At 37.4% G+C, this 24,840-nt stretch carries 24 protein-coding genes; 2 read left to right on the top strand and 22 right to left on the bottom strand.

Annotation, left to right across the window (positions count from 1 at the left end; translation table 11 throughout):
• Window positions 1-63 precede the first annotated feature (63 nt).
• Window positions 64-1,416 carry a trigger factor gene (gene tig / locus NBH14_RS12100; protein WP_129698372.1) on the bottom strand — a complete coding sequence of 451 codons (1,353 nt, stop codon included), beginning with the start codon at window positions 1,414-1,416 and terminating at the stop codon, window positions 64-66.
• A 325-nt stretch (window positions 1,417-1,741) separates the two neighbouring features.
• On the opposite strand from tig, the gene rbp reads away from it, so the two are divergent.
• Window positions 1,742-1,987: an RNA-binding regulator gene (rbp, locus tag NBH14_RS12095; RefSeq protein WP_009859579.1), complete on the top strand. Its 246-nt coding sequence runs from the start codon at window positions 1,742-1,744 to the stop codon at window positions 1,985-1,987.
• 83 nt (window positions 1,988-2,070) lie between these two features.
• Complete coding sequence (locus NBH14_RS12090; protein WP_186959413.1) at window positions 2,071-2,961, top strand: CPBP family intramembrane glutamic endopeptidase; 891 nt, start codon at window positions 2,071-2,073, stop codon at window positions 2,959-2,961.
• A 12-nt stretch (window positions 2,962-2,973) separates the two neighbouring features.
• On the opposite strand, the gene lptB is transcribed toward NBH14_RS12090, so the two are convergent.
• The 21 genes from lptB to NBH14_RS11985 all read right to left on the bottom strand — a co-directional run bounded on the left by lptB (window position 2,974) and on the right by NBH14_RS11985 (window position 24,756).
• Window positions 2,974-3,726, bottom strand: a complete 753-nt coding sequence (lptB, locus tag NBH14_RS12085; RefSeq protein WP_009859581.1) for an LPS export ABC transporter ATP-binding protein — start codon at window positions 3,724-3,726, stop codon at window positions 2,974-2,976.
• Between the two features lie 125 nt (window positions 3,727-3,851).
• Window positions 3,852-5,357 carry a leucine-rich repeat domain-containing protein gene (locus NBH14_RS12080; RefSeq protein ID WP_250817468.1) on the bottom strand — a complete coding sequence of 502 codons (1,506 nt, stop codon included), beginning with the start codon at window positions 5,355-5,357 and terminating at the stop codon, window positions 3,852-3,854.
• 232 nt (window positions 5,358-5,589) lie between these two features.
• On the bottom strand, window positions 5,590-6,033 hold the full coding sequence (locus tag NBH14_RS12075) for a hypothetical protein (RefSeq protein ID WP_186959415.1): 444 nt from the start codon (window positions 6,031-6,033) through the stop codon (window positions 5,590-5,592).
• Entirely contained in the window at window positions 6,030-6,515 is a 486-nt protein-coding gene (locus NBH14_RS12070) for a D-Ala-D-Ala carboxypeptidase family metallohydrolase (RefSeq protein WP_250817466.1), read from the bottom strand. The genes NBH14_RS12075 and NBH14_RS12070 overlap by 4 nt, the downstream gene beginning before the upstream one ends.
• Window positions 6,512-6,706, bottom strand: a complete 195-nt coding sequence (locus NBH14_RS12065) for a hypothetical protein (protein WP_128135585.1) — start codon at window positions 6,704-6,706, stop codon at window positions 6,512-6,514. Before NBH14_RS12065 ends, NBH14_RS12070 begins: the two co-directional genes overlap by 4 nt.
• A gap of 11 nt (window positions 6,707-6,717) precedes the next feature.
• Window positions 6,718-7,161 carry an HU family DNA-binding protein gene (locus tag NBH14_RS12060; protein ID WP_128135584.1) on the bottom strand — a complete coding sequence of 148 codons (444 nt, stop codon included), beginning with the start codon at window positions 7,159-7,161 and terminating at the stop codon, window positions 6,718-6,720.
• A gap of 210 nt (window positions 7,162-7,371) precedes the next feature.
• A complete protein-coding gene (locus NBH14_RS12055; RefSeq protein WP_250817464.1) occupies window positions 7,372-7,839 on the bottom strand; it encodes a hypothetical protein in 468 nt (155 codons plus the stop codon).
• A gap of 78 nt (window positions 7,840-7,917) precedes the next feature.
• Window positions 7,918-8,859 (bottom strand): beta-barrel domain-containing protein, encoded by a 942-nt coding sequence (locus NBH14_RS12050; RefSeq protein ID WP_186959416.1) that lies wholly within the window; start codon window positions 8,857-8,859, stop codon window positions 7,918-7,920.
• A gap of 15 nt (window positions 8,860-8,874) precedes the next feature.
• Window positions 8,875-10,764 carry a glycosyltransferase gene (locus tag NBH14_RS12045; protein WP_186959417.1) on the bottom strand — a complete coding sequence of 630 codons (1,890 nt, stop codon included), beginning with the start codon at window positions 10,762-10,764 and terminating at the stop codon, window positions 8,875-8,877.
• 11 nt (window positions 10,765-10,775) lie between these two features.
• Window positions 10,776-12,971, bottom strand: coding sequence for a peptidase domain-containing ABC transporter (locus tag NBH14_RS12040; protein WP_186959418.1), 2,196 nt, complete (start codon window positions 12,969-12,971; stop codon window positions 10,776-10,778).
• 6 nt (window positions 12,972-12,977) lie between these two features.
• On the bottom strand, window positions 12,978-14,192 hold the full coding sequence (locus tag NBH14_RS12035) for a glycosyltransferase (RefSeq protein ID WP_186959419.1): 1,215 nt from the start codon (window positions 14,190-14,192) through the stop codon (window positions 12,978-12,980).
• Window positions 14,189-14,875 carry a lanthionine synthetase LanC family protein gene (locus tag NBH14_RS12030; protein ID WP_186959420.1) on the bottom strand — a complete coding sequence of 229 codons (687 nt, stop codon included), beginning with the start codon at window positions 14,873-14,875 and terminating at the stop codon, window positions 14,189-14,191. The genes NBH14_RS12035 and NBH14_RS12030 overlap by 4 nt, the downstream gene beginning before the upstream one ends.
• A 7-nt stretch (window positions 14,876-14,882) precedes the next feature.
• Window positions 14,883-16,109 carry a TIGR04150 pseudo-rSAM protein gene (locus NBH14_RS12025; protein WP_186959421.1) on the bottom strand — a complete coding sequence of 409 codons (1,227 nt, stop codon included), beginning with the start codon at window positions 16,107-16,109 and terminating at the stop codon, window positions 14,883-14,885.
• Window positions 16,110-16,113: 4 nt separating this feature from the next.
• Window positions 16,114-17,364 carry a radical SAM peptide maturase gene (locus NBH14_RS12020; RefSeq protein WP_186959422.1) on the bottom strand — a complete coding sequence of 417 codons (1,251 nt, stop codon included), beginning with the start codon at window positions 17,362-17,364 and terminating at the stop codon, window positions 16,114-16,116.
• 25 nt (window positions 17,365-17,389) lie between these two features.
• On the bottom strand, window positions 17,390-18,703 hold the full coding sequence (locus NBH14_RS12015; protein WP_186959423.1) for a DUF4934 domain-containing protein: 1,314 nt from the start codon (window positions 18,701-18,703) through the stop codon (window positions 17,390-17,392).
• Between the two features lie 122 nt (window positions 18,704-18,825).
• On the bottom strand, window positions 18,826-19,062 hold the full coding sequence (locus tag NBH14_RS12010; RefSeq protein ID WP_186959424.1) for a TIGR04149 family rSAM-modified RiPP: 237 nt from the start codon (window positions 19,060-19,062) through the stop codon (window positions 18,826-18,828).
• A gap of 234 nt (window positions 19,063-19,296) precedes the next feature.
• Window positions 19,297-19,533, bottom strand: coding sequence for a TIGR04149 family rSAM-modified RiPP (locus NBH14_RS12005; RefSeq protein WP_186959425.1), 237 nt, complete (start codon window positions 19,531-19,533; stop codon window positions 19,297-19,299).
• 164 nt (window positions 19,534-19,697) lie between these two features.
• Window positions 19,698-20,048, bottom strand: a complete 351-nt coding sequence (locus tag NBH14_RS12000; protein ID WP_186959426.1) for a LytTR family DNA-binding domain-containing protein — start codon at window positions 20,046-20,048, stop codon at window positions 19,698-19,700.
• Window positions 20,049-20,071: 23 nt separating this feature from the next.
• Window positions 20,072-22,114, bottom strand: coding sequence for a glycosyltransferase (locus tag NBH14_RS11995; RefSeq protein WP_186959427.1), 2,043 nt, complete (start codon window positions 22,112-22,114; stop codon window positions 20,072-20,074).
• Window positions 22,115-22,262: 148 nt separating this feature from the next.
• Window positions 22,263-22,616, bottom strand: coding sequence for a DUF3244 domain-containing protein (locus tag NBH14_RS11990; protein ID WP_186959428.1), 354 nt, complete (start codon window positions 22,614-22,616; stop codon window positions 22,263-22,265).
• A gap of 151 nt (window positions 22,617-22,767) precedes the next feature.
• Window positions 22,768-24,756 carry a hypothetical protein gene (locus NBH14_RS11985; protein ID WP_186959429.1) on the bottom strand — a complete coding sequence of 663 codons (1,989 nt, stop codon included), beginning with the start codon at window positions 24,754-24,756 and terminating at the stop codon, window positions 22,768-22,770.
• Window positions 24,757-24,840 lie beyond the last annotated feature (84 nt).

Raw genomic sequence — 24,840 nt, 5'->3', positions numbered from 1 at the left:
TAGAGAGGAACCCCTTTTTCTTGCTGAAACCTTAGTAAATACTACGATTTCTGAAGAATAATATTATTCAAAGAGTTTGTTGAACTCTTCTGCTGAAACTTCTTTTACGTCCAGTTCTACCTGTTCTTTCAACCAGGCAGCCAGTTTTTCTTCTACTGCACGGTCGATAACATTCTGTAAAGTCTGTTTGTTTTTCAACATATCTTTTGCATAGTTGGCCAATACATCTTCAGGAACAGAAAGCATGCCGTACTGTGCAAACTGAGCTTTTGCCACACGTTTTGCAAAGTTTTCAATATCTGCATCTTCTACCTTCAGGTTATTGCCTTTCACCAGGTTTTCTTTGATCAACTGGTATTTCAGGTCTTCGATAATCTTCGGATACTCTTCATCCAGTTTTTCAGCCGTATTCTTTTCATTTGCAGCCAGCAACCAACGTTTCAACAGGTCGTCGGCAAACTTCAGTTCGCCTGCTTTCTGTACCAATACTTCACGGGCATCCAACAGGAACTTGAAGTCGCTCTGAGGAGTGAACTGTTCTGCCAATGCATCCTTAATCTTATTCTTGAATTCTTCTTCGCTGGAAACAACACCTTCACCGAATACTTTGTCGAACAATTCCTGGTTCAGTTCTGCCTTTTTATGACGTGTGATTTCTTTAATCTCGAAGCTGAAATCTCCGGTAAGACCGGCAACAGCTTCTTTGTCAACCTTCAGCAAAGAAGCGATCTCTGCTTCAGCACCTTCGTAAGCCTTATTCGGGTTGAACACGATTACAGTGTTAGCTTTTGCACCGATGAATTTAGCTTTTTCAGCTTCATCCTTCAGATAAGAAGGCATCAGCACTGCATCTTCCACAACGATACCACCTTCTTTCGGAGAACCGTTTTCAAGTTCGGCAATAGTACCTTTAACCAGGTCTTTTTCTTCTACTTCTTCAGCAGTGTCATAAGATCCGAAGTTTGCAGTATAAGCGTCAACCTGCTGGTTCAACATCTCTTCGTCGATGGCAACCTGATAATAAGGAAGCTTGTCGCCCTTACTCAGTTCGATTTTGATTTCCGGAGCCAAAGCTACGTCAAAACAAAATTCGAAATCTTCCTGTGTATCGAAATTAATAGGCTGTTGTTCTGTTTCGTTAGGCATCGGTTCGCCTAAAACGTTCAACTTATTCTCGTTGATATATTTGAACAGATTTTCGGAAACCAACTTGTTGACTTCTTCAACCAGTACATGTTTTCCATACATCTTTTTCACCATACCCATCGGTACCATTCCCTTACGGAAACCCGGTACATTTGCTTTCTGACGGAAGTTGCGCAGGCTCTTTTCAACCTGTTCAGCATAGTCAGCCTTCACTATTTCTAATTTCACAATACCGCTAACGGCATCAATGTTCTTAAGCGAAACGTTCATTCTGAATGATTTATTTAATTAATAGTCGTATCGAATTTTAGGCTGCAAAATTAGAGTTATTCTTTTAATCTCGCAAATTGTTTACTTAATTTGTTATAAGTAAGCCAAAATTAGACACATATTAATTTTTTCAACCTAAAATCTTGTATTTCTAAAATAAATGTATTCCTTTGTAATGTGAAAGGGGATTTACCTTGAACGTAAATAACATTGTTTTTTATTTCTTCATTTACTTGTTACTTGTCGATTTATCTATCACTGTTACGAAATTCCGGTTTATTACTTTCATCAGTAACAATTTTATTTTTTAATTATTTCTATTTTTATGAACATTTACATTGGTAACCTGAACTATCGTGTTCGGGAAGAAGATCTGAAACAAGTAATGGAAGAATACGGAGTGGTAGATTCTGTAAAGATCATCAAAGACCGTGAAACAGGTAAATCAAAAGGCTTTGCTTTTGTTGAAATGCCTGATGATGCAGCAGCTAAAAAAGCTATTGGAGAATTGAACGAGGCTGAATTCGAAGGTCGTCAGATGGTTGTAAAAGAAGCCAGACCAAAAATGTAATTCATTCTTTCCTGAAGAAATAAAAACTTCTACCTATATTTGGGCAGAAGTTTTTTTATGTCCGTACATCAAATATTATAGATATGGTATTAAAAGGTATATATGCCGGAAAACCGGCCATGTTCCAGTTATGGCTCCTGCTGGTCAGTCTTTTGTTCGGAGCAGTCCTGTCATCCCTGATCGGAACGGGAATCTTTGTTTTATCGCACGGTGTATCCGTCAATATAACGCAATACCCCGGTATGATGCGGATGATGCAGTTGTTGTCAGCCATCGGGACTTTCCTGTTCCCGGCACTGGCGGTAGCCTGGCTGTGCAGTGCGGACCCGGCCGCCTACCTTTGTATAAAGCGCAAAGTGGATACCAAAATCCTGTTGCTAGCACTAGTCAGCATGTTCCTGATGTCGCCGGCGATCACACTGACAGCTTTGCTGAACAAACAAATGATATTACCGGAGTTCATGGCCCCGGTCGAAAGCTGGATGAAAGCGCAGGAAGCCCTCGCCGAACAAATTACCAATACACTTTTAGCCGGCGACGGTATGCTCACATTCCTGTCGAATCTGTTTGTCATCGCTATAATGGCCGGTATTACTGAAGAATTTCTGTTCCGTGGTGCCCTACAACGGATTATAGGCCAATGGACATCCAATCATCATATAGTCATCTGGTCTGCCGCTATTCTATTCAGCGCATTCCATCTGCAGTTCTACGGGTTCCTTCCCCGTATGTTACTGGGAGCATATTTCGGTTATTTGTTATATTGGAGCAGAAACATCTGGATCCCGGTCTTCGCCCATTTCGTCAATAACGCTTTTGCCGTTATCAGCATGTCGGATATCCATCTGCGGGAGAATGAATTCATCACCGGAGATATATCCAATGCAAACCTGTTGCCTTACTCGGCATTAGCCGTAGTGACATTAGTCCTGTTCTTCTTATGCACCCGGCACATCAGGAGACTTTTGCAATAAAATAAGTTGAATTTATAAATCTTTTTTCCGCAGCACGAAATCTTTCCCCAAATATTTTTCGCGTACGATCTCGTTTTCTGCCAACTGCTCAGCCGTTCCCTGGAAAAGCACTTTTCCTTCGAACAGCAAATAAGCACGGTCGCAAATGCTCAATGTTTCGTACACATTATGGTCGGTAATCAGGATACCGATATTCTTATGCTTTAACTTGGCAACGATCGTCTGGATATCCTGCACGGCAATCGGGTCGACACCGGCAAACGGTTCATCCAACATAATAAATTTAGGGTCGATCGCCAGACAGCGGGCAATCTCAGCACGACGGCGTTCACCACCAGACAACTGGTCTCCCAGGTTCTTTCTAACCTTGTTCAAGCCAAACTCAGCGATCAGGCTTTCCAGTTTTTCTTTCTGATATTCGGGAGTGGTTTCCGTCATTTCCAAAACAGAACGGATATTATCCTCAACTGTCATTTTACGGAAGATAGAAGCCTCCTGCGCCAGATAACCGATCCCATTACGGGCACGTTTGTAAACCGGGAATTTCGTAATTTCCATATCATTCAGGAATATCTTCCCCTCATTAGGAGTCACCAACCCCACAGTCATATAGAATGTAGTCGTCTTTCCCGCCCCATTCGGACCGAGCAATCCAACAATCTCCCCTTGTTTCACATTAATAGAAACATGGTTCACCACCGTTCGCGTTCTATATTTCTTCACCAGGTCCTCCGTCCGGAGCACCATCTGTTGTTCGTCTGCCATATCCTAATAATTTACGGGTACAAAGAAACGCAATTAATTAGTTTTCCACAAGACTATTATCATTTCTTACAATTCCATTACCACCAACTATCCAACCAACCGCTTTCATGACCACTTCTCCTATTCTATTGACCTAAAAATATTTTTTTCAACACACAGATTATTGCAAATAAACCGAAGATCAGAGGATTAAAGATACCCCAGCCACCCATTTCGCCAAAAGAAAACAGATTATATAAAGCCGTTAACGAACCGGAAGATACGAACATGATTTTACGCTTTATCAGATCTTCATATTTAACCCAATTTTCTCCCGAATACCCGGAACTTCCTTCCGGGACATAAATAGCTTCCAATGAAAAACAATTCTCAAATACATTCTCTCCAAAACGGGCAGGTGCCTTTGATGACAGAAAAGTAACATCTGTCAATTCGGAACAACATTGAAACACCTCTTTCCCAATCGCTTTCACAGAAGATGGGATTATAACTGAGGTAAGATATGTTTGGGAAAAAGCAGCACGTTCAATATCCGTGACAGATGCCGGAATTACAACAGATTTAAGAGCGGAATGGGAAAAAGAACCTGCACCAATCGTTTTCACGGAAAATGGAAGTTCTACGGAGGACAAAGCCGTTCCGTAAAAACCACCTGCTCCGATCTTCTCTAATTCCGATTTTTCGGCAAACGTCACTGACGATAATTTTCTGCAACCAGTAAAAGCAGCCCCTCCGATTGCCGTTACGGAAGACGGAACCATTACCGATTCAAGAGGTGTTTTAGCAAAGGCACCCGCTCCAATCGTAGTAACCGAAGAAGGTATTGAGAATGAAGCCAGTGCAGTTTCTGAAAAAGCCCACTCACCGATCGCTTTTAAATTATCACCGCCAAACGTCACCAACGTCAATCTCCTGCAATACCTGAAAGCCCCCTCCCCAATCGTTACAACAGAAGATGGGATCATAACAGAATGAAGCCTCGTCCCGGAAAAAGCCCCAGCACCAATCGTCCTCAAATTCATGTCTCCCGTAAAAGTTACGGACGAAAGTCTCTTACACTCCGTAAAGGCAGCCTTTCCTATAGTAGTTACGGAAGCCGGAATTACAACCGATTCCAGAGACGTCTCACAAAAAGCCCATTCACCGATTTCCTTTAGCTTCTGGTTTCCGGCAAATATAACCGACGACAGATTATAGCAACATCTGAAAGCAGCCTTTCTGATCGCGGTAACAGACGCCGGTATTACAACAGACTCAAGGGCTGTTTCATAAAAAGCATACTTACCGATCGTTCTCAACTCCGAATCTTTAGCAAACACCACAGATGACAAATTGCTACATCCCGCAAAGGCAGCCCCACCTATCATCGTCACCGAAGCAGGAATCGTTACCGCCCCAACACGCGGCAAATCTTTAAATATCAAATTCGGAATAACGGGAACACCCTCTTCTATATAAATTTCAGTCACTGCCCTTTTATCATTTTCACTGGCATTCTTCTTCCAATCGGCATAACCGCCATACATCAGAATAGTCAGCTTCCCATCCTGCAACTCATAACCGAAGTCTTCCGCTGATAGGCTCCCCATCGAAAGCAACAACAAAACAAATATCCAGATACAGTGTCTCATAATCATTTCTTTTCTGGTTAACAATTTATCATTTTCGCAAGGTACACACTTATACGAACAATCCGTGATACAAAGGATTAAAGTTATTTAAATCCGTTAAGATTTTCGTAACAGGCAAACAGAACGTTTCCCATGCTAATTACTAATAACTCATTCCAAGAAGTTATAACATCATAATTTACCCTCGTCTGATTAAAAATGCACTCTCATAGTGCAATACAAACAAAAGTATCTATTTTATCCGTCGCAATTTTCGTAGCAGACAGATTAAAATGATCAAAACAAGAATTAATATCCACCAGACAATCCGGCTCGTTTTTCTTCTGGTCACTTCCTGCTCGACAGAGACGGATGAAGTAACACCCTGCTCATTAACCGTATTGGCAGACACAGACACCAACCCTGTCGAATCTGCCATTCCCCATTCTTCAGTAGCATATACAATACGTTCTACATACTGTTTACCGGTACTGTCGGGTACGGAAAGGGAGACCTCCTTCAAACGAGACCAACCCCGCAACTGCATCCCACGATTATAATGCAGGCAAGAAGTGTCCAACTGTGTATACGATATCGAATCCCTGAACGAACGAAGTTCTCTCCTGCTTCCGGGATTACGCGATGCACAGCCGGACAATCCTGCTATAAGTAATAAAAAACAAATACCTCCTCTCATTTGATTATCACCTGGCGACGGTTCTTACCCGTCAATTTCAATGACAAATGGATAAAACCACGGCGACGGTAATAAATCGCCTGATCAAAATTCAACCGGCTTTGCTGTAAAGCCTCCAGCAAACGACAACTGCCGAACGTATAAATATCCGCCGCCTCCCCTTTCAGATGCTGGGAATCGGCTACACCACCCACCAGATGATTCAATTCTTCACAACGATACCCACTGGAGATATGCATCCCCATAGGACAATCCGCATACTCCCGAAGCGGTTCCAATAATTTTCTAACCAGATTTCTGATTGCCCGCTGCGCTTCCGGTGGCGGCGTATTGTCCAGGCCCTTCTCCACAGCAACCGCACTGTAGATAAACTCACCCATGTAAAAATGATCACTGATCCAATCCGGATGATTTCTTCTCCACTTCATTTGCTCCGACGTCAAATGTTCCTCTATTGCATATTGACAAAATTTCGTTTTCATTCTTTTCTTATTTTATATGAATAATCCACTCCAAACAAGGCTCCGGCAAACGTACTGATCTCCCCGAAAGCGACTAAAACGCTATTATGTATTTCCCCTGTCGGAGCCACCCAAAAACCGGAAAAGATCAGGATAAGACCGGCTGCACAAAGCAGCACGGCCATTACCAATTGAACATTCGTTCTTTTCATCCTCAACCGGTTTACTCGATTTCCGGACGATCCTCACCTCCTCCGGGATTCTCCGTTTTTTCAACTTCCGGAGTAATCAAAGAATAACCCATCGTTTTCTTAGTCTCACGCAAATCAAACCCGGGAGTGAAAACAATCTTTGGAGCACGAATCATACTTGCAGAGAACTTCTTTTTATCCTCCACGCCCTCGCTTCCGACCGTAATACGGAAATTACCGAATTCCCCCAACTGAACAATACGACCATCCTGCAATTCCAGATCCAGAACATAATTCAGGTTATCCAGTACCGCCTTCACATCCGCACTCGACACCGTACTTCTCGCAGCGATCAGCTTACACAAACGTCTGATATCCGTAAATCCCGTACTTTTAGATACCGCATAATACAACTTCTTGGAATCTTTGACTCCCGGTTCCGACGGGCGCAGAACCAACTTGTAACCTTGTGCCATAATTAAAAATGTTTTTAGTGAATAATTAAGTACAACACAAAGATACGGCGGTAAAAAAGAGGCAATAAGCAATAAGAAGAGGAAGCACAAATAATATAATCACATAAGAATCAAGCCGTTGATCTTTTAAACGATCAATAAAGAGATTATAATCCCGGTTCTTACTGCTTTTCTGAAACGCCCATATTTTATATTCTTTAAATATAAACTTCAGCTTAACTTTACTTTCTCAATCAACTCAAACAACTCAACCAGATCATCCGTATCCACCTTGGCGTACCTGATTTTGTCAGATAATCCCTTGACTTCCAAGTCTATCTTAAACCCTAGCAAGAAAGAAAAAGCCAACTTGGAATAAGAAATCTTATGCTTTTTAGACGGTCGCTCCAACAGATTTAATATTTTCACAAACAACTCTTTATCTTTCAGATCGTACAGGAATTCCCCCAGAACCGTATCCTTGCGAACAAACTCCACAAACTGCTGTCGTTTACTCTTTATCAATGCGACCAAAAACTCACGGTAAGCAACATTCAGGTTTCCCCACTCAGAGAAAGCCAACCCGAAAGTACCTTTCACAAAACCGGCTTTTTCACTCTCCGGAAGATTTATCACTATTTCATTAAAATGCTGGACGGTAGGCTTGGCACCCAGCTGTGCCATCAGTAACTTTTTCATACGAATCCGGGAAGGGGATTGTTCATCCTTCCCGGCTCGAAAGCCACTAAACGAGACAAAAGAGACAACAAAAAAACTTCAGAACCCTTCTTTCAGTATCTTTTTCAGTGGCTGGAAGAAACGTTCTATCAAACGTACATCATCGGTTACAATTTCGGCTGTGGCTTTCATTTCATAAGAAACAGGCAGATTCTTCCTATAATTGGTGGTCAGTCCGTCCGGGAAGGCAATCTCCACCATATAATTGTCTTCCGAAGGCACCAGCGAAACAGACGACAAACGCCCGTTCACGATACCGAACTCCTGATCCGGAAAATTCGTAAACCGCACGATCACCCGCTGCCCGACCTTCACCTTTCCGGACCGCTGAATCGGCAATAAGGCCCGCCCGATCCAGGTCTCCCCGCCCTCAGGCACCATACGGGCAAAAATATCTCCCGCCGACAAATACAGGTTCGGAGCCCCTTGCACAAGCAACTGTACCTTTCCATCCGACGGCGACACCAGGCAGTAAGACATCTCCCAGACACGGATCGCCGCCAGTAACTGTCCGACCGAAGCCCGGTAATCGCGGGCAGAAATATCTTTCGATGCCAGACTCATATAAGCCGGCTGAATATCCCCCAGCAGCCACACATCCTGCAACAGATAATAGCTCAGACGTTCCGGCTGCTCCTGATAACGTGCCAACAACTTCTTCAGCCGGAACACATCCTCCGTCTTGGCCGGGTTCTCAACCACCGCCAACGGAGCGCCCATCTTTACCTCCTGTCCGTTAAACACATAAAGCTCATTTATCTTTCCCGACGAGCGAGCCACCACCTCCGCCACCGGATGCCGGCTTGTCAATGTCATCTCCGTCGTGATCACATCCGGATATCTAAAGAAATAGCTACCCACCAAAAGCGCCAGCACCACGATAAACAAGATCGTAATCCCCCACCGCACAATCCAGGTCGGGATCTGCCCCATCACTTCCTGAACCTCTTCGCTGCGTAATTCTATTTCTTTTCCTTCCATTGTTCCGATTATTAATTACCCGAGAACAGTATAAATCTGATCCATTATTGCAGATTCATTAAACAATTCAGCCCTTTCCAATGCCTTGTTTCGTAAATCATCCCTTAATGCCACATTTTCTATTACAGCTTTTAAAGCCTTATACAACAGAAACTCATCTTGTTCTGTTAGCAAACCATATTTTCCCTTGCTTAATACTTCTTCCGAGCCAGCATTCTTCGTTGCAACAACCGGTAACCCCAGACATAAAGCCTCACAAATTACAAGGGGAAAACCTTCAGACAAAGAAGAGGAAACAAAAATATCTGCTTCTTTCAAAAAAGGTATCGGATTTTTATGATACCCTTGCAAGAAAACAACATCATCTAATGAAAACTCTTTGATCAGTTCTTCCAACTTTACCCTTTGTTCACCTTCTCCTACAATCCATAAATCAAAATCTAATCCATCCTCAACTAAATGTCGAACAGCATGTATCAATAACAAATACCCCTTTACCAGAGTCAATCTTCCAATACTACATAATGTAAATTTCCTTTTCGTTATACCCACACAATCCCATTTGCTCAAGAGTTCCGACCGATCAATAAGATTATAAATTACTAATAATTCAGATTTAGCATCTCCAAACAACTTAATATACTGCTCCTTTACATTATCACTCACAAAAACGATTTTATCCATTCTTTGAAAAATGCTATATTCATGTTCATCATTCTCATAATATCGCTTTGTCCAATGATAATTACACAAATCTGCATGAACCCAAGCTACCTTAACAGCAACGCTACCCCTTTCTGCAATATATTTTACCGCCAGTCCTTCCAAAAAAGCAACCTCTATATCATAAAATCGGTTTTTAACTTTTTCACTGCCCGGAAAGAACCACGAAACCTCCTCCGGTATATCTGCAAAATAAATTCCTTCTTCAAATAGGACTAAAAGGTCAACGGCATATTTCTCATAATCAAATCTTTTCAATATATCGATCAATAATTTTTCAGCACCACCACCTCCTAATGTATCGATACAAAACAATATCCTGATTTTACCATCCTTTAAATGTATCTCTTCTTTTTCTCTAGTATGAATATATATACTACGAACAAGTCCTTTACACTCCTCAAAAGTCAATTTATTACTATTCTGTAATTCAACTGCACTATTCAAAAAATCAAAATACGCAGGATCAAGCTCAATGATCTTATTCATTAAATAATCCAGATAACAACATTGGACATATCTTAGACCTACTCGTTGTAAACTTGGATCAGAAAATAAAGACACATTTTCCCCTGTTCGCACTTTCAACAACACCTCTGGAATATTAGCAAAAATATATCCCTTTATTATTAAGTCAGTCCATATCTCATAATATTCCACACATTCATGTCTCTGTATTTTCCCTAAACACGTTTTTAGAAACTCTCCAAAAACAGACTTGCGCATTATCACCGACTGAGTATATATAGCTTTAGAAAACAGCATCTCAATGACAATATCATTATGCCGTACCTGATAAAAATGATTTACTCCGGAATTTCCATTTTCCGTTACCCAGGTACCACAAACATCAACATCTCTATGGTCCTCCATAAAAGAAAATTGGGTATGAAGTTTCCAGGGAACCATTAAATGACCAGCATCCATTAAAACAACATATTTCCCCTTTATGCTTTCCATTACCTGCCCCCATACTCCCGGTTCCTCAAATGATACAACATTCAAAATTCTCAAACGCATATCAATTGTATCCATACCATCCAGAGTATCCTCGTAATTAGCCCCTTCCTTCAACACAAGAAGTTCAAAATCTGAAAACGATTGCATAAAGACATTATTCACAGCTTCCTGCAAATACCCATTTCCATCATCTACTTTCAGAATAACACTAATCTCCGGCATATCAGTACATTTTATGACCCCAATTCTAATTGATTCTTCACCAGCTTATAATATACACCCCGTCGTGCCGTCAGTTCCTCATGCGTTCCTTCCTCCACGACCTGTCCTTTATCCAGTACCACTATATTATCCGCATCCCGCACCGTACTCAGCCGGTGAGCCACCACCACTACCGTCCTTCCTTTATAGAACTGATGCAGATGTTCCATTATTTCCCGTTCATTATTGGCATCCAAAGCATTTGTGGCTTCATCCAAAAAGATAAATTCAGGATTCTTATATACAGCACGTGCAATCAGGATACGTTGCCGCTGTCCCTGGCTTACACCATTTCCTTCCATACCTATTTTTGTGTTATAGCCCAATGGTAGCGAATCTATAAAATCCCGGATATTAGCCACAGTCACGGCATGCAACAGCCGTTCTTTATCGATCACTTCCGCACCTATAGCGATATTCTTCGCTATCGAATCCGAAAAAATAAACCCATCCTGCATCACACATCCCGTACGGGCACGCCATACATGCGGATTCATATTCTTCAATGACAGATCACCTACTTTGATATTTCCCTTGTTCGGCTCGTAAAACCCAAGCAACAACTTTATTAATGTCGTCTTTCCGCTTCCGCTGGCCCCGACAATAGCCGTCACTTTATGTTGTGGGATCGTCAAATTAATATGTTCCAACACATAATCCCGGTCTGCCCCGTCATAACTAAAACTCACATCCTCGATCTGCAAAGCCCTGTTATCCGGTAAAGCATTTACTTTCAATGCCAAGGTCTGTTCTTCATCTTCCCGCTGATGGATCTCTCCTAAACGTTCCAAACTAATCTTTGCATCCTGAAACGAACGGGCAAAACCAATAAACTGTTCGATCGGAGCAGTCAACTGCCCCACAATATAGGTGAGCGACATCATCATACCTAGAGTCATCTCACCGGAAACAACAGCCCGGGCTGCGGTGAAGGAGATCAGGATATTGGTGGTTTGGTTAAAAAACACCGACCCGAGCTGTTGATATTGCCCTAAAGCTAACCCTTTAATACTTATTTTAAATAATTTCACTTGAATACGTTCCCATTCCCAACGTTTTTCAGTCTCACAGTTATTCAGCTTGATTTCCTGCATGCCGGTTACTAATTGAAATAAATTGCTCTGCTCGCTGGCTGCTTGTGCAAAACGTTTGATATCCAATTCTCGCCTATATCTCATAAAAGCTAATACCCAAGCAACATACAAGCCATTCCCAAACAAGAACAATCCTAATATAGTAAGATCATAATATGCCAGCACAAAGCCGAATACAATAAAATTGACAAAAGAGAATAATGCACTAATAGACGAACCCGTCATAAACGATTCTATTCTGTTATGGTCTCCGATGCGCTGCATAATATCCCCCACCATCTTCGTATCGAAGAAATGAAGGGGTAAGCGCATAAGTTTTGCCAAAAAATCAGAAATTAAAGCGATATTAATCCGGGTATTCATATGCAATAAAATCCAACTACGGATAAAGCCAACTGATAATTGCGCAACAAAAATTACTACCTGCGCAATCAGTATCAGGGTAATAAAACTTAGATTACCATCCCGTATTCCTGTATCCACCAGGCTTTGAGTAAGAAAAGGCATGATAAGCTGTAAGATACTACCTGTTAGCATTCCCAATATTAACTGGAAAAGCTCCCTCTTATAGGGAGTGAGATAACGGAAAAAGAAGGATAACTCTCTTTTCTTATCTTTTACATCTTCCTCTCGATCGTAAAATTCTGGTCCAGGCTCTAGTAATAGAGCCGTACCCGTATCTTTTCCCTCTACTTGTGTACTAAACCAACAATGCTCAAATTCTTCCTTCTCATAAACTAACCGTTTACTGGCAGGATCAGCAATATAATATTTACCGTTCTTTATTTTGTAGCAAACAACGAAATGACGTTGATTCCAATGAAGAATACAAGGTAAAGGTAGTTCCGTATTCAATTGTCCCAACGTAACCCGAACCCCCATTGTACGAAATCCTATTTGTTCAGCCGCATCACTGATCCCCAACATCGATACCCCTTCTCTTGTTATGAATGCATGCTCACGCAGATATTGTAAAGAATAACTACGACCATAAAACTTTGTAATCATACGGAGACAAGTAGGACCACAATCCATAGAGTCCAGCTGAATATAATGAGGAAATTGACTTAGCATAAACAATTACAATTTTCTATAAACTTCGAGCATTTTTTGTTTGAATAATCCGATTTGAAAATTATTTATATACCGTTCATAAGCATTAATAGAATAAACTCTCCGTTTTTCATCATCTGTCAATAACTCAGTTATAGCAGCTCTCAACAAGTCTATCGACTTTTCACTGTCATTCTCAAAATATAAATCCAATAATATACCAGAAATGCCATTTTCTATTATTTCGGCCATCCCGGTTGTATTATTTGCGATGACAGGTAAACCATGCATCATCATTTCAACCAACACATAGCCGAATTCTTCATAAATAGATGGAATTACTCCTATATCTGCAATTTCATATAAAGAATTAAGTTCCTCCTGATCTATAAATCCGGTAAATATAATATTTCGATTATTGGGATATGCATAATAAAGAGGCAGATCATAATTTCCTTTTCCTACAACCATCAAACAGACTTTCTCATTATTCTGAAATACTTTATTAAAAGCTCTTACAAGTAAAGACAAATTTTTATTATCGTCTAATCTCCCAACAAAAAGAATAATTTTTTCATCAGAGGAGATATGCATTCTTTGCTTTATGGATAACTTGTCAAGTTTTCGTATGCAGTGATCTGGTAGTGCATTATAGACTAGAGAAATCCTATCCGATGAGAAATTGAGATATTTACATAAAAAGGTTGAAGCATGATTAGCTACCACTACTAAATGATCGCAATACTTACTCAATATTTCTATTTCTTCTTTCAATATATCGGAATAGACAAGTTCCTTTTCCGATAAGGAAATATTATTAGTAATATTATCCATTACCCTTTCTATTTCTTCCGGAGAGAAATAATCAATCCAACTGGCATAATGCCATGTCAATATAAATTTAAAATGAAAATATTCTTTTAACATCAAAAATAATTCAGTCCCTTTGCGATAATTCATATGAAGAATATTTTCATCATTGGAATCAATATAAGGATAAAGTATATAAAACACATTTCGATAATAATAATTAGATTTATGATTTGCGCGAACAGCTGGTATATGAATATAACGAATATTGTTTTCAGAAACAATCTCAACACTCTCTTTCCGATTAAATAATGTAACCATTGTCACCAATATTGGTTCATCCTTCAATACACGAATAAGATTATTCAAATAAGTACCAACACCAAAAATCGTACCATTAAAATTATTATCAAGTATATAAATGTGTTTCATATATTCATCAAATTTAAGCCATATCCAGCAAGCCCATTTTTTAATCCCAAAGACATACGATAGATACTATCAGTTATCTTAATCTCTTTTCCTCTTAGAAAATCAGGCAATGAACATATGCTATCTTTCATAGGTTTTTCCGAAAGAAAATCAATATATTGGAAGAATACATCTTTTACAGAAAGATTATGCCAGGCATTGTAATTATTTTTTATCACATATAATAAATCTGATAAGAATAAAGAATCAAATGGTCTCTGATCGCCTTGCTGTATCATTAATCGTGAATTTACATAATACACAAGTCCGCCCAAACCTCTATCGAAATCAAAGTCATTTATCCTACGGACATCATATCTCATTAAGTTTTGATCCAAATCGAATAATACGTCATTTACGTCACCGGATAAAAAATGGTGACACAATAAATAATTCACTCCCCATCCGATTCCGCTTAATCCAATTTCAAAATTAGAAGAAAAAGAATTATCCAAATCTTTAAAAATTTCTTTTACCAAAGAATGTACTAAATCCAAATATATATCCTGATTACTATAACGAGCATAATGTGCAAGAAAAATAGAGACGCCCATTTTTCCCCCGTATAAACCTACATCAGACAAACTGCTTGCATTTAGAATCAGCACATCTCTTATTTCTTCTAACTCCTGTTCTTTCTGCATATCGGAACTATTCTGTATAACACAAATTTTGCTTATTCAATACCAGCTCGTAATTTGAAGGAGATGGGCATAACCACTGATACTTGCAATCGGAGCAAGGTTGTTCTGAACGGGTTCTGAACCATAAATCGCCATTTATCAATTCGTATCGAATCAATGAATGGATAGAGTCTATTGCTATTTTTCCACAAGATGGAAAATTTATATTTACAAAAACAGTTCCTTGAGGAGAAATAGTAAACTTACCAAAATCATTTGTATTTATAATTTGATTCGCAAATATCTGGCGTTTATTCAGACGAGTATTTCTAATATCTTCCTCTGTCAGAAAAACAAACTCAGAAAAGAAATCCAAATTATCTCCTGTAAAAACAGGCTTTACACTATATTTATCCAAATGATACCGTTCAATTTGTTCCTGAATTATATAATATTCATCTTTTGATGTAACATAAAAACTCCATTTAACATGTAAGCGCTTTTCAAGCACATTAGCCATAACCGATTCCTCTAATGGATGTTCTCGATCTACTATAATTACATATTCAAATTGTTCAGCTAAAGCAATTCTATATTTATCCTGAAAGTCTTCCAATTGAGCGCAATAGACATAAAGACTTTTCATTGCATGAATTCGATCTAATGCATCCAATAGCTTATTCCACTGGGGATATTGAAAAATATTATATCCACATATACGTATATTAGAAATAGAAGAATTAGCAATATACTTCAAAAAAAGACTTAATTCCGTATAGTCTAAATCCTCACCTTTATCCAAAAAATAAGGAAATTGTTTAGCATACAGATTATCACATAACCCAGTTCCATTCACATAAATAGTAAGTTCATTCAAATAAACCATATAATTTTCAAAAGCAACCATTTCCGGTCTTTTCCTGAACTTTTCTTTTGAGCGTTGAACTCCAGGAAAAGGACAAAAAGAAACAGGAGGCTCTGAATTTTCATTTTGAGATATCAAATCAACGCATTCGGCTTCTAGCAAAATATTTACAACACTACATAAATTATTGCTATTCATATCCTCCTCTGTCAATTCAACCACATACAAATTTTCCGGATTCACCAATAATTCATATAGTTTATCAAACTGCTCAAAAGTCTCAAACTCCCTGATTTCAAAATTATCAGAATTATAAACGAAGACAGAAGTTCCTTTTTTCCATATAAAGACATCAGGATTAACAACTAGCCAATATTTTTTCATTTCCATATCCTTAATAAATTGATAATTCTTCCATAATTCGCCGATACAATTGAGGATTTTTTCGCAAATATCTCTTTTGACTCAATACAAATTGATCAAACTCTTCCTTATTCATAAACCCATGACAAACTCCCCCTTCTTCCACATCAGAGATATAGAACATACACTGTTGACAAAATTTATTTCTATAACATTTATTACATTGCTTCTCTATCTTTTCAAAGACAGTATTGTAGAATAATGCAATCTTATCAAAATCTAATACTACTTTTTCTTCATCAACCATTCCTAACACATACTTCTGATCAATACGTTCACACGGTAATATTTTACCATTAACAGTCAAAAATATTTTTTTAGAAAACGGCAAACAAGTACCAGTAGGTATATAAGGTATTTGCGATTTATCTACTAATAAATCCGTGTAATATCTATAAAGATTACCACTAAATTGCTCCAAATATAAATAAAGCATCTTTGTATCAGCTACATCATAAAACATTTCATTAATAAGCTGTGGATAATCAGACAATGCGCGGTAAAAGTCAAGCTGCTTGCTTTGAAACACTTTCGAGAATTCATTTCGTTTATCCTCCCTTATTCCACTCGTATTTAATTCTGACAACATGCTGTTTTTTCCAAACTCATGCTTCATAAACCGATAAATATCAGTAGTATTATTGCGATCGTGGAGTACTGAGTTAAAATTCACATTCGTTTCAAAGTAGTCCGGATATTTTTCTTGTAAAAGTTTCACATTTTTGAATACCCGATCAAATGAATTTGTTCCATGATGATCTACACGATACCCTTGTGACTCCCTATCCCCATCCAAACTAATTAATAAAGAGAACTTATGCTCTACCAAATAATCCATATATCGATCCAAAAGGATCGCATTGGTTGTCATGGAATATTTAATATCCAAATAATCAATATAAGTAGTTTCCAGATATTCTTGAATCTGCTTAATAAAAGAAATATTCAACAAAGGCTCTCCACCATAAAAACTGACAGTCAAAGCACGATTATAAAAATCCACATTAGAATCTTTCCATAATGAGAAAAGATAATCAATCAGCGACTTTGCTTTTTCAAATGACAAATTTCGTTCTTCTCTTTTATCATAGCTACCATAGAACTCTCCATAACCACAATATTTACATTTCAAGTTACAGCTATCTGTCACTTCAAAAACGATTTGCCGTAAATTTAATAGCTGCTGCTTTATCGTATCAGATGTTAGTTTAACAAATTCCATATTTCTAACTATTTTGACTTTGCTTTTATAGTACACTTTTCTTTAATTTCATCAATATCAGTACTTGATCACCATCCTCCTTCATTTCCGGAAGCATCTTTTTCAATTCTTCCTGCTGTTCCAAATTGTGAACATTTTTACGTTTCTCAAAATGCTCTTTGGTCAAAAGTTCTTTCATCTGATATGATTCAATATAACTTACCCAATAGTTACCTTCCGAACTCATTATCATTGGATAAGTATCAACCCCACCATCCAAGTCATTATAAAAGCCTAAATTGTTTATTGGAATATAAGGATCTCTATTTTCATCTGCTACATAATTATAAATAACAGAACACGATTTATTTAAATATTTATCATGTATAACTATGTACTCAACTCCCCTTTTACGTAATTTTATAATAAAATACCTCAATGTCTCATAAGCCGGATTCATTATGAATATAGAATGATACATTACATACTTACGCTCTTCTCCATATGACCATAGTTTTGATAAATCCGGTTTATCATCTCCATAATCCAACAAATATCTAGGCTTCACTTTATTATCAATCTCAGTAAATATTGTATCCGCCAAGCCACTAGGTACTAAAAGATTATCACCTTTAAACCGGGTCATCTGATAATTAAACATCAGTCCTACATATTTATCCTTTTTCGTATCCAATTGAGCACATTGAGGAGATGTACAATCGAGCATCCTCCCTAGCGTATCTAAAACACCATAGCCGTATAAACGATCTTTTAGAGGCTCCATTTTATAAGTATACGCTTCTGATATAGACACAAAATTATCATTATTATAAAACATAAGTGCTGCCCTATATTTATCAGTAACGGTTAAAACACTAAACATTTTTTTTAAGAAATTCCCATTATAATCAAAACGAAACATAGCTCCCATTTGAGCAGAATACAAATAAACATATTTATTTTTTTTATCTATTGATACATTGGAAATATTTGCCAGTTCTCCAGGACCTCCTCCTATTCTTCCTATAATATGTAAAAATTCGCCTTTTTTATTAATTACAAGCACCCTGTTATAATCACCTATAAAAAACAAACCACTTTCTTCATCATAATCATAGATTTGAAAAAATCTAATGCCGTATTTATTCGGAAGTTTCAAAGGTATATATTCTACACTATCAACAAATGAACTTAAAGTAATGGTATTATCTACATTTTTCATTGCCTCTTGCAATGAAACTTTTACAGGATAACTAACGTTCTTGTTCAAAGAGTCAACTTTTACTTCTTCTTGAGGTGAGCTTGTTTTAGAACTACAACCTATTAAAACCACCAATAATGCTATTACAAATATTTTCATATCCAACGATTATTAACAATTTAAATTCAAACTAAAGCCAAAACAAAAACATATATATTTTTGCTTTGGCTTTGAATTAGGATAAATTCAATTCATGAAAAGCAGCTCTTTACAGCTCAGGACTAATGCGTTGCCGCACTAGTGGGAACACCATTACCACATGCAACATTTCCCCCATAAGATTGAGTATAACCATTTGATACATTGGCGTTATAATTATCACCTTGTGAAGAACCTCCAAGTCCTACATAATTACAACCGCATCCACAATTATACCCACCCCGCAAGGCATTCATTTGCCTTTGCTCCAATTCCTCAGCATTTAGCTGATTCAATTTTAAACGACTTAGTGTTTTCATTTTATTCAAATTTATATGTTAAACAATAAAGATTCTTTTCTTTGACAAAATCAAGTAAAAATACTTTGCTGACTTCTGCAATCCTTCCAGATATATACTGATTTCTTTACTTTCACACCATCTATAAATAAGAAAGACATTAAAACTACTCTACGCAACAACAGAAACACTTCTTTTTAAAGTATAGATTTTAGGTTAACTATAATCACTAATCCAAAATCCGACTTGTATATACTAATGCGTTGGCGCAGTAGTAGGAACGCCATCTCCACACGCAACATTTCCTCCATAAGATTGAGTATAACCATTTGATAGATTGGAGTTATAACTCTCACCTATTGGATATCCGCCAGTATCAATATAATTACATCCACATCCACATTTATACCCACCTCGCAAAGCATTCATTTGCCTTTGCTCCAACTCCTCAGCATTTAGCTGATTCAATTTTAAACGACTTAGTGTTTTCATTTTACTTAAATCTATATGTTAAACAACTTAGAAAGAAGACCTTTTGAATAAGCCCCCAAAGCATTTCAAGCCAACATTACAATGTTAAGCATTCCCATTCAATCCATCAAACAAATTTCAATTCAAGTTCCCGAACGCATGATTTATGGCGCTGAACGCATTCTTTATACCGTATACAAAAAAAATGCAGCTCGAACAGCCTTTTCTCGACGTTCACTAACTTTATATTCCAAACCTTTTGTCAAGAGTAACCAATATGAACCATTTTTAAAAAGAAGTTCAGACACATGATGCATATTAACAATAACTTGTCGACTTACTCTTATAAAGTAATTTTGCACCTGAGTTTCTACTGCGGTCAGACTTGCACGAACTAATACTTTTTCATTATTAAAAACTAACCAAATAAACGGTTTATCACATTCAATCGCAACCAAATCACGACAAAAGGCTGTTTTTAACCCTCCTTTATAAGAATAAACGAATGAATTATCTTTAATTTTTATCGTATCCATATAATTTAATTCTTTTATTTCCTTTATGACACAGGTTTACCAACTGAAGTTTCAAACATCCTCCAAGTCCGCACATACTGCATTAATGGTTCTTTATACATGCCACAGACTTTGAGAAATTCTTTACGGTTCTCTTCTTCCTGCTTAAAACTATTAAAACGGGAATTTTCATAGCGATAATGAAACAAGTGATATAAAGCTCCGACTGCACGCGAAACCGGTAATCCCACTATTTCCATTCGCTTGACACGCTCCATATCTTCCATTCCCCAACCGCAAAAATGTTCATTTTCTCCTCCTGCCTCCAAATAATAATCCTTATGTACAAGAAATGCACCACCGACAGAATGAATAAAACAATTTGAATGTTCTTTTTCTTTCAGAAATTCAATCAAACGGTTGTCACGAAAAACACAACTATCCTCCATTGAACAAAAATTGAAACGTCCGTCATAAGGAAAACTCATTACTGATTTCCCATTCCGAATATCGGCTATAGAAGAATCAATTTGATCGTCCGGCACTATCACATCAGTATCCCATATACCGACAATCGAAGTATCTGTTTCGTACAACAACTCATTCAGATATTTCGTCCGATAAAAAACAGAATTATTGTCTTTCACAAAACGATAAGTCACATTCAGACAATTTCCAGGTACTTTATATTTAGAATCGTTATCGGCTTCCAACACTATTATTTTGCTCCGTTTACGTTTCGATAACTGATCTAAAACGACATCCAGGTTTTCCCGCCGTTCGGACGAATCGATACGGACCGGGATTACAAACGTAACAACATCATCTAACGGTTTATCTACATTACATATATGGACAATCTCTTTCTCACCCAATAAGCGCTTTGTCCTCTCCGGGAAGATTCCTAAAACATCTATTTTCCGGATATCCTCCAATAAACAGTCATCGACTATTTCAATATCTCCCAGGCGATCCAGAAATTGGATCAGGTTTTGTTTATTAATAAGAGTAGCCGTGCCCCCTTCCGGAACATCTATCCGAAGTGTCAAATAATGTATCCCACCATATAAAAACTCCTTTTGCTCTTTATTCCAATTTATACTGAGAGCAGACAAACGCGTATCCAACTCCATCAGTATTTCATTTTCTTCACCTTCAGCAAATCCGTTACGCAAAATGTATATAAGCCCGCATCCCAAACTACAAAAACTAGATTCCTTTCCTAAATACGGAACAATTTCTATATCATTTCCCAATAATTGCTCTAATAACTCATCCGCTTGTTTTTCATAAATTACCTCTCCGGTATAACTCGCATAAGTATACAATGCTATAATTCGTCCAATCTCCGGAATACCGACAGTCCATTCGTCCGGCGTTTGCTGATTGGCGTTCCTATAACGGTTTATAAATTCAATCTGATATTTTCGGCGTATATCATACGCAAATGCTTCCTGTTCATCTCGATGTAATTGGGATATCTGAGACGCATGCCAACGATACATCATTAATACATCTGGTAAGTTTTCTACTTTTCCTGCTAAAGAAAACCGTGAGATCAAATCGTAATCAGAAGAATATACATATTTTTCATCATATCCTCCATACTTCCTCATCACATCAGTTCGAATCATCAGAGACGAATGCAAAGATACATTACCCTGTAGTAAGCCTATCATCAACTGCTCATGCGAAGACGGCAAAGTCCATTTCATTCCCGGAATAGAAAAATCAAGTCCTGTACCTAATATCCAAAGATCCGAACAAGCTTCCAAATATTGATATTGAAGTTCCAACCTTTGAGGATAAGCGACATCATCTGCATCCATGACACAAATATATTTCCCAACAGCAATTTCCAGTCCTTTATTCCGGGAAGGATAGTTCCCTATATTCTGTTCATTACAAATCAAAACAATACGTTCATCTGCATATGATTGAATAATAGCCAATGAATTATCTGTAGAGGCATCATCCACAATGATAAACTCAAAACGCCCAAAGGTCTGATGCAGTATACTATCCATCGCTTCATGAAGATATTTCTCTTCATTAAAAACAGGCATTATGACGGATATGTCGATCATGGTATTTAAACTTTTAAAGATAATAGATGTTCATTACTGAAAATAGAAACGCAGTGAACACCCAAAGACAGATTGAAACATTATAATGCACAATTTCCCCAATATAAGATGCCCACTGCTACTTCCTTATATAGCACGTAAGGAATGGTTACTCTATCACAAAATCGCCATATAGGCAGACGTCGCCATACACCACTTCTAGCTTATAAACACCCGAAGCTTTAATTTCATGGAGTTTAACTGATTGTGGAGAACTATAAACCTCTGCTAAAATTTCATTCCCTTCTGCATCCATTACTGTTACAGTCACATTCTCCGGAGAATTCAGGAAATTAAGCAAAATTACATTTCTCTCTAATAAAGCACTCACAGGAATGACACTACGCAAAGCCTCAGAACCGGCTTGTTTAGCTTGCAATTCTATATGCCTGGAATCCATTATTTTGGAATATACACTAAAAGTGACAAGCATACAAAAGAATAAAATAACTGTCTTTTTCATAATCGAATTTTTATTTGTTTTCCATATTACAAAGTAACACATCTTCTTTATAAAAAAAGTGGAATTTTCAATTTCAAATTCCACTCATACACAGTTGATTATAAACAAATTACAACACAATATTAAAAAGAGCAATTTCAGAAAATGGATTTTATGTCATATCATCCAACATATCTTCCAAAGATTTCTCTTCATACGACACAGCATATTTCCTAAGAATATCTTTAGAGTATTTAGAAATAGTGTTAGGTGCTAAAGCCAATATTGCAGATATTTTCGCAGTCTTTACTCCTAATAAGAACAGACAACAGAGCCTCAGTTCTTTTTTATTCATTGTTGGGTAGTTCTTACAGAGTTTCTTTATAAATTTAGGGTATACAACATTAAACTGCTCCTCAAAGGTCTTCCACTCTTCATCAGTATATTCAACAACAACTTCTTTTCTATCGAATAGCCTTTTCATTTGTGGACAGTTTACCTCGAGGTATTTACGCACCAACGACTTCGTACTCTCTTTCACCCCTTTAATAACAGACTCTTTTTCATTAATCTCATTTTGTAAATCGACAATTTGTTTATTTAAAGTGTCTGTTTTTTCAAAATACATATTCTCCAGTCTTTGTTTTTCGGCTTCCACAGATTCCATTTTAACTTTATTATCTCTCAGTTCTTTCTTTTTGAGAGAAAGTTCATGTAATTTGTTTTCATATAAAGAATCTTTTTCTTTAATATCATTCTGCAAATTAGCAATCTCTTCATTCAAGACTTTATTCCTTTGAGCCAAAACCTCTTCCTGTTGATTATTCGCAATACCTAAAGACAGTCTTGCAGTCACATTCTTCTCTAGCTCTATTACTTTTAACCTAAGTTCATTTTCTTTCCCTATTAATAATGCTTTATTAATTTCAACTTCTGATCGACTCTCAGAAAGATTATGCTCCATTTCTTTAATCATTATTAGTTTTTGACGAAGTTTCTTCTGATATCGGACAACTAATAGAATTAGGAGTACCAGCATTGCTATTATCAGAACAGAAAAAATAAATATTGCATTTTTCCTCTTTAATACTAATTGATTCTTTTCATTAATAAGTTTCTCATGATTATAACGTGCTTCAACCTCTGCTAATTTATCCGGCAAATAAAGGTGTTCTATCGAATCACGTAATAAAATATATTGATTATTATGTTCATAGGCCGCTTTGTAATCTTTCCGATCATATAATAAAGCTGAGTATTCACGATTCTGTTGACATTGAATATACAGATTAGGACTACCCGAGGCTTTATCAAGATAACAAAATGCAGAATCTATTTGACCTGTTTTACGATATAAAGAGCCTAATGAATAATAAGAAGAATATAACAAACTTTCATTTTGTGTTAGTGATATAGACTGATTAAGAAGATTAATGGCGTCCTGATACAAACACATACTTTCAAAAACACTGCTCAAACCGACCAAAATGGTGTTACTTAAGTTATTCCAATTATTCATTTGTGAGATATCCAAAGATTTTTTTAGATAAAAGATAGCACTATCCAATTGAGCTAAATTTTCATAAGCAAGACCGATATCCCGCAATGTAAAAACCTCCCCCAATAGAGACTTATCTAATCTGTAACTGGCATTTGCCCTTTGATAAAATAACAAAGCATCTTTATATAATAAATTCTTCTTAGACAGATCCCCTAATTGATTATAAATACGAGCCTGCAAATTATAATCCGTAGTTTGCAATACCAATTCCTCCGCTTTTAAGAAACTGATAATTGCTTCATCAAAAAGTAACATATCCATATACACCCTGCCCTGGCAATAATAAGCTTGCGCCCTTCTTTCTATGTTACCCTTCTTATCATAATAATGTACCGCTATATTTATCAATGAATCAGACGTATGCGTTATATACTTCTTATCCCGCGCCTGAGTGATCAATAAGCTCCAAAGTACCTTATCCTCATTAGACAGAGCCTCCGGCCGTATGATGCTATCTAAAAGATACAAGGCACTATCAGGTCTTTCATTCATATATCCCTCTGCCTTTTTCAATAAAGGAGAGACATTGGTACTTCTACTACAAGCTACCAAACAGAAAAGTAGCAGAAGATTTAGTATTAGCTTAAGTCCTTTTGACATACGCAATTGTTTTATAGAATGCAATATAGAACTTTATTTTCAAAAGATCACAAAAAAATCAATACATTTACCAAAAAATTATAC

It is taken from the genome of Parabacteroides caecihominis (genome assembly GCF_023656785.1).
Classification (GTDB): domain Bacteria; phylum Bacteroidota; class Bacteroidia; order Bacteroidales; family Tannerellaceae; genus Parabacteroides; species Parabacteroides segnis.
The sequence above is the reverse complement of the archived record's forward strand: the minus strand, read 5'-3'. Positions and strand labels throughout refer to the sequence as shown.